General features: G+C 26.5%; 11 protein-coding genes and 1 tRNA gene. 2 read left to right on the top strand and 10 right to left on the bottom strand.

Annotated features, from left to right (window positions below; all coding sequences use genetic code 11):
• Window positions 1–7: 7 nt before the first annotated feature.
• The 3 genes from BP769_RS02085 to BP769_RS02075 are packed head-to-tail and all read right to left on the bottom strand — an operon-like array spanning window position 8 to window position 1,899.
• Window positions 8–901: a DUF4013 domain-containing protein gene (locus BP769_RS02085; RefSeq protein ID WP_413825037.1), complete on the bottom strand. Its 894-nt coding sequence runs from the start codon at window positions 899–901 to the stop codon at window positions 8–10.
• On the bottom strand, window positions 901–1,653 hold the full coding sequence (locus BP769_RS02080) for a DUF4013 domain-containing protein (RefSeq protein ID WP_409198171.1): 753 nt from the start codon (window positions 1,651–1,653) through the stop codon (window positions 901–903). The genes BP769_RS02085 and BP769_RS02080 overlap by 1 nt, the downstream gene beginning before the upstream one ends.
• A 27-nt stretch (window positions 1,654–1,680) precedes the next feature.
• On the bottom strand, window positions 1,681–1,899 hold the full coding sequence (locus tag BP769_RS02075) for a helix-turn-helix transcriptional regulator (protein WP_409198172.1): 219 nt from the start codon (window positions 1,897–1,899) through the stop codon (window positions 1,681–1,683).
• Between the two features lie 257 nt (window positions 1,900–2,156).
• Between BP769_RS02075 and purB the strand changes: the two genes are divergently transcribed.
• Both purB and BP769_RS02065 read left to right on the top strand, forming a co-directional pair.
• The gene (gene purB / locus BP769_RS02070) at window positions 2,157–3,506 is read left to right on the top strand and encodes an adenylosuccinate lyase (RefSeq protein WP_409198173.1); all 1,350 of its coding nucleotides are present in this window, start codon (window positions 2,157–2,159) and stop codon (window positions 3,504–3,506) included.
• A 26-nt stretch (window positions 3,507–3,532) separates the two neighbouring features.
• Window positions 3,533–4,393 (top strand): hypothetical protein, encoded by an 861-nt coding sequence (locus tag BP769_RS02065; RefSeq protein ID WP_413825034.1) that lies wholly within the window; start codon window positions 3,533–3,535, stop codon window positions 4,391–4,393.
• A 91-nt stretch (window positions 4,394–4,484) separates the two neighbouring features.
• Here the strand turns inward: BP769_RS02065 and BP769_RS02060 are convergent, their stop codons facing one another.
• From BP769_RS02060 to BP769_RS02030, 7 genes are all read right to left on the bottom strand, one after another.
• Entirely contained in the window at window positions 4,485–6,932 is a 2,448-nt protein-coding gene (locus BP769_RS02060; RefSeq protein WP_413825032.1) for a heavy metal translocating P-type ATPase, read from the bottom strand.
• A gap of 47 nt (window positions 6,933–6,979) precedes the next feature.
• The gene (locus BP769_RS02055) at window positions 6,980–7,189 is read right to left on the bottom strand and encodes a heavy-metal-associated domain-containing protein (protein WP_409198176.1); all 210 of its coding nucleotides are present in this window, start codon (window positions 7,187–7,189) and stop codon (window positions 6,980–6,982) included.
• Between the two features lie 187 nt (window positions 7,190–7,376).
• Window positions 7,377–8,600 (bottom strand): metal-dependent hydrolase family protein, encoded by a 1,224-nt coding sequence (locus BP769_RS02050; RefSeq protein ID WP_413825030.1) that lies wholly within the window; start codon window positions 8,598–8,600, stop codon window positions 7,377–7,379.
• Window positions 8,601–8,627: 27 nt separating this feature from the next.
• Entirely contained in the window at window positions 8,628–9,020 is a 393-nt protein-coding gene (locus BP769_RS02045) for a DUF126 domain-containing protein (protein WP_413825027.1), read from the bottom strand.
• Window positions 9,021–9,080: 60 nt separating this feature from the next.
• On the bottom strand, window positions 9,081–10,376 hold the full coding sequence (truD, locus tag BP769_RS02040; RefSeq protein ID WP_413861946.1) for a tRNA pseudouridine(13) synthase TruD: 1,296 nt from the start codon (window positions 10,374–10,376) through the stop codon (window positions 9,081–9,083).
• An 86-nt stretch (window positions 10,377–10,462) separates the two neighbouring features.
• A tRNA-Arg gene (locus BP769_RS02035) sits at window positions 10,463–10,536 on the bottom strand.
• A 123-nt stretch (window positions 10,537–10,659) separates the two neighbouring features.
• Window positions 10,660–11,244, bottom strand: a 585-nt coding sequence (locus tag BP769_RS02030) for an AIR synthase-related protein (RefSeq protein WP_413861944.1), incomplete at its 5' end; no start/stop codon positions are given.

Here is an 11,244-nt window from a genome sequence, read left to right as displayed (position 1 = left end):
TCAAAAATTATTTTATTATATATTTTTCATCAACATTTAAATCTTTTACTCTTTCATTATAAAGAGAACCTAATGTCCTATCACAGAATAATGATAAGAAGGGAGTTATAAACAATCCCATGATTACTAAAGTGACTAAACTAGTTAAAATAACTTGAGAACTAATCATCATTACACCAAGCATAATGAATGAAATAATCATGCTCGCAGCGATTCCAATAATTACACAAATAATAACAAGCATAAATAATGCTCCAATATACCTAATCCAAGAAATTGAATTAATAATATTTAAAATATCTTTAACTTTAAATGCAAAAGTTATTTTTCCATCATTTGCAATCATGTGATTTATTGCCATTATTTGAATTAATACCATTAATATTGCACATATTATTCCAACACATGACAATATGGATCCAATTGTTAAAAATATGCCTCCATATGTCATGATATAAAACCCAGTTACTAAAAGTATAATAGGCAAAATATCATATGCAATTTCTACAACTGTTATTTTTAATCCTTCAATAAACATTAATAAAAAATTATTAAATTTAGGTAAAAAATTATTTTTATTTATAGCTTCTTTTATTACTCTATAGTCATATCCTGTTGCTAAAATTCCCAATAAAATCATTACGATTCCTAAAATTATAGATTCATATAAATTTGTAGTTGGAATTTGTGCAAAAATATGATTAATCTGTTGATAAAAAGTAGTTGCAGTTTCATTTATTAAAGTAGAACTACTTGAAGTCATAAGTGGTGTTGAAATAAGATATGATATCCCTAAATTAATTGCACTTATTAAAGCATAAAATATTCCTAAAATTATTATTTTTTCTTTTTCAATGAAAGGATAATGTAAACTTTCTTTTAAAACATCTGTTACACTCATTAGTCATCACCGTCTAAAGGTTCATAAATTAATCCAATAGCCCTACTTTCAAATATAGTTAAATATGGAGATATCAAGAATAAGTAAACTGAAATAGTTATTAATAAACCTATAATTAACCCTATATTCAAACCAAATGCACTTACAAATGCTCCAGATATACCTAATGTAATCCATATTAATGCTAAAATTATACCTACAATGATTGAAATTACTGTAATTATAATTATTAGTCCTAAATAGAATCCTATATATCTTAACCATCCTACATTAGATATTATTTTCCAAATACTTTTATAATCAAATGCATCTTTAATTGATCCATTATTTGCAACCATATTAGATACTGCCATTATTGATAAGAAATAGAATAATATAGCTAAAATAATTGATATAATTATTCCTACAAACATTACCCCTGATCCTACATTATTATTTAATCCGGATATTTGCCCACCTATAATTAAACTAGCTAAAAAAATTATACATGGAATTAAAAGGTAAATAAATTTAACTAAGAATACTTTTAATCCATCAACAAACATTGAGGTTAAATCATCAAATTTTGGTAATTTATCATCCCCATTTATCATTCCATGAGTTGCTGTATCTAGCACCCGGTAATAATACCCTAAAACCAAAAATATTGGAAGTATTAAGAAGCTGAAAAACATCATTACTCCTAATTTTAAAAGAGTTTTCCCTTCTTGTAAGGAATACTCTAATGAATCTTTATAAATATCTAGTATCATTTTTATCACATTTTTATTTATTTTTAATTAATTTTCATCATTCATATTGTCATTTTCAAGGATAAATACGTCTTCAATATACTCACAATTTAGTGCTTTGGTTATTTTATAAGCCAAAATAAGAGATGGATTATAACGTGAATTTTCTAAAGCATTAATTGTTTGTCGAGTAACTCCAACTTTATTTGCTAATTCTTGTTGGTTAATACCCTTTTCTTGGCGTATATATCTTATTTTTGTTTTCAATTAACCACCTTCAAAGGTTTTTTTCTAGAATTTTCAATATTGAGGTTGTTAAAAATACATTACAAATGTAAAATATACATTCCATATGTAAAATATAGATTACATAATATATAAACATTATGGAAAAAACTAGAAAATAGCTAATTATATTTAACAAAAAAAGAAATAATATAACAATAGAATAACTATTAAAAAAAAAAAAATAGAATCTATTAAAAAAATTAACAATGATAAATAATCTAAAAAGGAGTATGAAAATGGCAATACACCCTATTGAATTTAGATATGGAACCCCCGAAATGAAAAATATATGGGAATCAGAAAATAAATTACAAAAGAAATTAGATGTAGAATCCGCTTTAGCACAAGCAGAAGCAGAACTAAATATATTACCAAAAAATATAGCTGATGAAATTTCATCAAAAGCAAATACAAAATATGTCACCTTAGAAAGAGTTAATGAAATAGAATCTCAAACAAAACATGACATAGCAGCATTAACCAAAGGACTAGCAGAACAATGTGAAGGTGAAGCCGGAGAATATGTACACTTTGGAGCAACTTCCAACGACATAGTAGATAGCTCAAATTCTTTATTAATTAAAGATAGTATAGAAGTCTTAGAAAATAAACTAAAAAAATTAACAGAAATTTTATTAAAATTAACTGAAGAAAAAAGAGACTTAGTTACCATAGGACGAACACATGGACAACACGCTCTTCCAACAACATATGGGATGAAATTTGGAATATGGGCAGATGAAATGCATAGACAATATGATAGACTATTAAATGCTAAAAAAAATGTATGTGTTGGAATGATGGATGGTGCAGTGGGTACTACTGCAGCTCTTGGAGAAGACGGTTGGGAGATACATAAAAAAACTTCAAAAATATTAGGATTAACCCCTGCTACAATAACAAACCAAGTCGTTCAAAGAGATAACCATGTCGAATTCATAATGGTTTTAGCAAACATAGCAACAACTATGGATAAAATAGGTGTTGAAATTAGAAGTTTACAAAGAACCGAAATTATGGAAGTTGGAGAATTTTTTGACCCTAAAAAACAAGTAGGCAGTAGTACCATGCCACATAAAATGAATCCAATAACTGCAGAAAGAATTTGTGGTATTTCTAGAATAATTAGATCATACGTTGTAGCTGCGATGGAAAATAATCCCCTTTGGCATGAACGAGATTTGACAAACTCTTCTTGTGAAAGAATAATGTTTCCAGAAGCATGCATATTAACAGATTATATATTAAATCTTGGAATTAAACTTTTAAGTAATCTTGAATTCCATGAAGATAACATAGAAAAGAACTTAAATTTAACAAATGGTTTAATAATGGCTGAAAGATTAATGGCAGAACTTACTAGAAAAGGAATGGGTAAACTAACCGCATATGGTATTGTACGAAAATGTGCAATCCAAGCTAAAGAAGAAAATGAATTACTTTCAGATCTTATATTAGCAGACAAAGATGCATCTAAATATTTAAGCAAAAAAGATGTTAAAGAAATTATGAACCCTCATACTTATTTAGGTTCATCAACTATAATTATAAATGAACTATTAGAAAGTTCAAAAAATTGGTTTTAAAACTATTATACAGGAGATGACAATTAATGTCTGAATTTTTAAATCTTAAATCCATTGACTTATCATCTTTAACAATAATTGGAACAGGAATAAATGTAATTTATGCAATTATACTTACATTAATTCTTTTAATTGTTGGAGGAATAAGTGCAGGATTTAATACTATTGGCAGTCTTTTAATGATTGCACCAACAATAATTTTTGGTACAATGATAGTATCTATATTTGAACTATTTACTAGATCATATATTTATAATATCCTTGCTTCAAAATTAGAGAACATAAAAATTAAACTTTTCGAAAATAAGGAAATAAAAGAAATTTCTGTTATTCCTACAGCTGTTATGGTAACTATAATCAGTACAATAATGTTTATAATATTTTATTTAATTAATTTATTCGTTGCACAATTAGTATTCAGTGTTATTTATCAAGTTTTAATGGTTGCGGGTAATTTAACTTTAGTTTATATGCTTTATCAAATGATTTATTTAATGAGTGATCCAATTATAATCATTCTTGCAATAATTTTTGTAGTAATTGCTACTTTTATAATAACTACAATAAGCTGTTATGTTTATAATATGCTTACAAACAAAATGTATGGTGTAATGTTAGGATTAGAAAAAGAAGATGATATGACTATTATTAATTCAATAAACCCTGTTAACAGTGCCTTAATCCTAAGTATTATTGGGTTAGTTATTAGTATAATCTTAGGCATAATATTATTAATTACAACACATAATGTTTATAGTTTAATTAGTGCCATTTTAATTGGATTTATTGGAACATTTTTATGTGTATTAATAACTAGTTATTTATATAACATATTAGCTCCAAAACTTGGAAAAATTAAAATTAAATTAACTGAAAATGTAGAATAAAATTATTCCACATTTTTAATTTTTTTATAAAAATATGAATTTCAAAACATACATAAAACTTAAAATAATGATTGATTAAATAAACAAAAAACTAATTACTACTTCTTTTAATTGGCGGTACATACCTTTTAAGCATTAATGATAATGAAATTACTGTAACTGAACTAAATGCCATAGCTAAAGCAGCAAATTCTGGACGAAACATAATTCCAAATGTAGGATATAAAACACCTGCTGAAATAGGTATTAAAATTCCATTATATGCAAATGCCCAAAAAATATTCTCTTTAATTCTAGACATTACTTTATTAGAAAGTTGAATAGAAGTAACTACACTTTCAAGATCTCCTCCTACAACAACAATATCCCCACTTTCCATAGCAACATCAGTACCATTACCCATTGCTACCCCAATATCTGATTGTGAAAGAGCAGGAGCATCATTTATACCATCCCCAACAAAAAGAACTTTACCTTTTTCATCATTTTTTTGGATATTTTTAACAATTTTTAATTTATCTTCAGGAAGTACATCAGCTTCAACATTATCAATATTTACTTCATCTGCAACAATTGTTGCAGTTTTTTCATTATCCCCTGTAACCATATAAGTAGATATATCCATAGAGTGCAAAGCATTAATTGTTTCTTTAGAATTATATTTAATTTTATCAACTAATGTTAAAATTCCTTTAACTTCTTCATCAATAGCTAAAAATATTACGGTTTTATTTTGAGAAACTAAATCATGATATGTTTCTAAGACCGATGATTCAATTTTAATATTTTCACTTTCTAAAAGATTTAAATTACCCACTAAAATATTTTGACCATTAATCTTACAGTTAAGACCTTTACCAGTAATATTATTGAAATCATCAATATCAAATAAATTAATATTTAATTCATTAGATTTATTGATAATAGCTTTAGCTATAGGATGTTGAGAATTATTTTCAATACTTACAACATACTTTAAAACTAAATTTTCATTAATTCCATAAGAAATAATATCTTCAACTTCAGGTTTTCCTTCAGTTATAGTACCTGTTTTATCAAAAATAGCAACATCAACATCTCCTGCCGTTTCAAGAGTATCACTATTTTTAATAAGAATACCATATTCAGCAGATCGACCTATACCAACAGTAACTGCTGTTGGAGTAGCTAAACCTAATGCACATGGACATGCAACTACTAAAATAGAAATAAAAGTAGTTAATGCAAAAAGTAATGTAGATCCTAAAATATAATACCAAATAATAAAAACTGTAATAGCTATTGACAAAATAATTGGAATAAAATAAGTAACTGCAGAATCAGCAACCCTTTGAACCGGTGGCTTAGAACTTTGAGCTTTTTCAACCATAGTAATGATTTGAGATAAAATTGTTTCTTTACCTATTTTTTGAGCTTCAATTTTTAATATTCCATTTTGATTTATAGTCCCTGCAAATACATTTTCATTAAATTCTTTAATTTTTGGTATTGGTTCACCAGTTATCATAGATTCATCAACATAACTAGAACCTCCAACAACTTTAGCATCTGCAGGTATTTTATCACCTGGTTTAACTAATAAAATATCTCCTACTTTAATATTATCTATAGGTATCTCTTTTTGATTAATTATTTTATTATTATGAAGTTCTAATAAAATAGCTGTTTTAGGTTGTAACCCCATTAAATTTTTAATTGATGAAGAAGTTTTATTTTTTGCTTTTGATTCTAAATATCTACCAATTAAAAGAAAAGATGGAAGCATTAATGAAGTTTCATAAAACATAAAAGAGCTGTTAAGAATTATATTAAAAGTTCCAAGTATACTTGATATAAATGCAACTAAAATACCCATTGTATACATTACATCCATATTAAGGTTTCTATGGAATAAACCTTGAAATCCTGCTTTTAATATTGGTAAACTAACATATAAAAAAGGAATAATTGTTATAATTAATGATAATTCCCCCATTGTAATAAATGGAACATGTATAGGAAAATACATTAAAAATGTTAATATTGCTGAGAATATAAAACCAACAATGATTCTGTTCCTTTTATCATTTAAATCATTTTGGTAAATTTGTTTTTCATCAATATTTAATTGCCCATCAATTCCTAATAACTCAAAACCTAATGAGTCAATGACTTTTTCCATATCATTTTTATTTACCTTAGATTTATCATATTTGATTGAAACTTTTTGTGTAGTTAAATCAGCATGAACATCAAATATACCATTTAATTTATTTAAAAAATTTTCAACATTCATAACACAAGAAGCACAATGCATTCCATTTAATCGTAAAGTTATTTCATCTGAATGTGTTTTAAATCCTAATGTTTCAACTACATGATTAATTTCATTAAATGAAACTTTTTTAGGATTAATTTGAATGTGAAGTTTGTTATTTGTTAAATCTGCATTAACTTTATTAACTCCTTCAATTTTATTGAATGCATTATTAAGATTTAATACACAAGAAGCACAATGCATTCCTTCTATAGGAATATCCAATGTTTTTAACTTAACCATTACAATCTCCTTTCTATATTAGGTTAATAAAAGAATTTAATTAATATTTATTTTACTACTTTAAAACCTACTTCTTTAACTGCTTCATTTATATCTTCACTTGAAACATTATCAGAATCTAATTCTAATTTAACTATACCGGAATCTAAATCTGCATTAGCTTTCAAAATTCCTTCTACATCTTCAAGAGAATTTTGAACTGCTAATACACAAGAGTTACAATGCATACCGTCAACTTTGATATCTTTTTTAATCATATGTTCATCTCCATTAATTAACTATTGTTAATATATTATTATATGTACTATATAATTTTTAATAAAAATTATTATCCATTTTTTAAAAATTTTTATGTTTAAAACTTATCAATATATTAAATATAAATTTAAGCAAAAAAATTTATTTAAAATAAGCATACTTTTATGAAAAAATCATGAAAATAAATTAAAGTGTATTCTTTATAACATTACCATCTTGAACAACTAAAGAAATATTATTAGAATCACCTAAAGAACTAATATTTTCTAAAGGATTTTTATTAGACAAAATAACATCAGCACTTTTCATTGGCTCAATTGAACCAATTTTATCATCAATCCCTAAAAATTTAGCAGGTTCAATAGTTCCAGCTGCAATAGCTTCAGAAGAATTCATACCTAAATCAACTAAAAATTTAAGTTCTTCAAGATTATGACCATGAGGAATAACCCCAGAATCACTACCCATAAACATTTTAACCCCTTCTTCATAAGCAATGATTTTATTTTCCTTTTGAACTTTGTTTAATTCTTTAACTTTAGCTTTTTTTTCATCATCCAAATAATTACCATTTTTAAATAAAGTATCAATTACCATAATAGTTGGAATAATAGGAGTTCCTTTTTTGGCCATTAACTTTGCTAAAGATTTATCAATATAAGTACCATGTTCAATTGAATTAACACCTGCTTTAAAAGCATTTTTAATACCTTCTAAACCATGAGCATGAGCAGCCACTTTAGATTTTCTCATTTTAGCTTCTTTAACAATAGCAATTAACTCTTTTAAATTAAATTGAGGATATAATGATGAATCATTTTCACTTAAAGCCCCACCTGTTACCATTACTTTAATAAAATCTGCTCTAGCCCTAAATACTTCTCGAGTTTTACGAATAACATTTTCAACACCATCACATAAAGGATTAGGTAAACCCGGATATTTAATTCCCATATTAAAACCAGAATTAAAAGTTAAATCAAAATGACCTCCAGTAATTGAAAGAGGAGTTACACTCAATAACATTTTAGGTGATGGAAACAAACCTTTTTTTTGAGCCATTTTAGCACCAATATCTGCAAGACCACAATCACGAACTGTGGTAACTCCAGCATCAATGGTATCATGCATATTAATAATACCATTGAAAAAATGAGTTGATAATGGATTTTTCATATTATCTTCTTTTTTAAAGCCATTAGCAAAAAGATGAGTGTGCATATCAATGAATCCTGGAAGCATAAATTTGTTATCACCGTCAATAATTTGAGCTTCAACCCTATTTGAAACATCAATATTTTTATCAATATTAAAAATTTTTCCATTTTGAATATATACTGAAACATCAGATAATGGTTCAGATTCATTAGGATTTATTAAATTAACATTTTCAATTAATAATTCCTGCATAAGTTAACACCCAAAAAAATTTTAAATTTAAAATAAAATATGTATTAAGCCCTTATTACAATCTACTTCAACAGTAACTCCATTAATTAAATTATCTGTAGAAGAAGGAGAATCAACCATAGGTATGTCAGACATTATTGCACCAGTAGCTATTATAGGTTCTGCATTTAAACATATAATAGCTTTAGGAGCTGTCCCATTCTTCTTCATTTGAAATATAACATAAGAACCTACTGTAGAACCTTTTCCTCCAGGGATAAATAAAATTTTATTTTTAATACATTGACCACTTAGGTCATGATGAGGATCAATAACTACACCAGAATCTGGATTAACTCCCCCTAAAAAACTTAATGGTTTATTACTAACTATTAATTCACCAGTACTTTTCCCTCTTGAAATTTTTCTACATTTTATCATAAAATCAACCTAAAACCATAATTTGAATAAATAATATAATTTATTATTAAATTTTTTAAACTAAACAACATCCACTTTCATAACTTCCCTTAAAACAGCAGTTGCATAAGAACCTTTATTAATAGAAAATTCAACTAAAACACCCTCATCAGTGGATGAAGCCATAGTATCCCAAATTTGAAATCTCATTGATCTTCTCAAACCATGACTTCCAAGTTTTGGCATTTTAGGACACTCAAAATCTTCTCTTGTCAAATTATAACTATTCAAAATGGATTTTTCCATATCCCCAACTTCACCCTCAGCAAAAGGAACTTTAGTTCCAAATAATGGAGAAGTTTGATTAACTTCAAAATTAGAAACTAAATGTTGAAATTCCTCATAAGTTTTATCTCTAACAATCCTTTCTTCATTATCAATTACAATATCTCCATCAATATATTTATCTAATCCCATTTTCACTCTATGACTAACAACATTATTAAAAATAAATGATTGATATGCATTAACAAACATTCTTTGTAAAGGCTTTGGAAGTGCATGAATAGCACGTTTATAAGAATCATCATCTAAAATATCTTTTTTCTTAGATTCTTTTAAAAGTTCTTTAATCATCATCTTTTCATAACGCATTCCTTTAGGCATTAATTCAAAAGATTTTTCTAAATTCCCATCATCATAAGCTTGACGAGCTAATTGATTTTCATTTCGTTCTTCAGGAGAAGGATTACCAATATACAACCTTACTGCTTCTTTTAAATCATTGTGTATTAAAGCTTCACCAACAAGATGAGTATTTGTTCTAGGTTTTCCAAATCTTTGCCAACCAAAATAATTAGGAACACCTGTAAATTCTAACTCTTTTAATATTTTTGAAGCTCTTGAAGCAGCATCCGAAATAATTTCAGTATTATCTCCATCTGTTTCCATTCCATTTATATCTTTAATTAAAATTTTAAATTTATTACCTTTTAATTGGCCCATACGTAACTTTTTTCTTCCACGAATAATTTTTAAAAATTGGGTTTTATAAATATTTCCAGCTAAATCCTCAACTTGTTTCAATTGTTCTTCTGAATCCATATTTGCAACACAAAGCCACTGACGAGTTAAAGCTTTTTTATCTTTCATTCCAGCAAAACCCATCCGTTTACGGTCTATATGTAAATCTCTAGAAATATCTAACATAACATCTAAAGTTGTTCTTCCAATTTTCTCAATCCAAATCCATATATTTGGACCTTCACCTTCTGGAACTATTTCTGGAATTTCTTCCACATAAAAATCTTCATAACGATTTCTAATAGTTCCTCCAATCCCTTTATCTTTTGTAACATATACATTTGCATTAAGCATGAACAAAACCTCAAGAAAATAAATATTTGAAAAAAGTATAGTTTTCTATAAAAAATAATATTTGTAAGTTTAAAAATTATTTATAATGCCCTGACCGGGATTTGAACCCGGGGAATAGGATCCGCAATCCTACGTGTTATCCAAGCTACACCATCAGGGCAATGAATTATTAAAAATAATATTGTTTTTATAAACTTAAAATTTATAAGTTTATAATTTTATATTACTCTTTTTAGTATATAACTATTATTATTAAATTTTTAAAAAATAAAAAGGAAAAAAATTATTTTTGATTATTAATATAATCAATAACTTTTTCTTTCTTTTTAATTGAATTATTAGCTGCTTTTTGAACTTTCTCTTTCATTATTTCAAAATCTTCAGGAGTATTTTCACCACGAAGCTTTTTTATTTTAGTATAAGCAGCTTCCCTGAATAAAGGTTCAAGAATATCTACGTTTCCATCTTCTTTTATTAATCTAGGAGTCTTTTTATTATCTACTTTACCAATTTCAAAAATATTAACTCCTGCAGATTGAATTACATTAGTAACATCATATACAATTTCAGGAGGAACAATTAACATTAAGGAATCAGTTGAAACACCTAAAGGATCTATATTTAGAGTATCTAACATTTTGAGTACATTAGGAGCTACAGTTTTTCTTAATTTATCTTGATAAAATTCCAATCCTACCCCAGTTACAGATGAAATCTCATGAGCATCACCACGAAGACCCCCATTAGTTACATCAGTCATAGCATGTATGTCTTTAATTAAATCATTATTAAATAAAGCATTAGAAGCTTTAATGAAACTAATATCAAGAGTATCCCATACAACATCGAAAAAACCATTATATAATGC

Source organism: Methanobrevibacter sp. UBA417 (genome assembly GCF_002508845.1).
Taxonomy (GTDB): Archaea; Methanobacteriota; Methanobacteria; order Methanobacteriales; family Methanobacteriaceae; genus Methanobrevibacter_A; species Methanobrevibacter_A acididurans.
The sequence above is the reverse complement of the archived record's forward strand: the minus strand, read 5'-3'. Positions and strand labels throughout refer to the sequence as shown.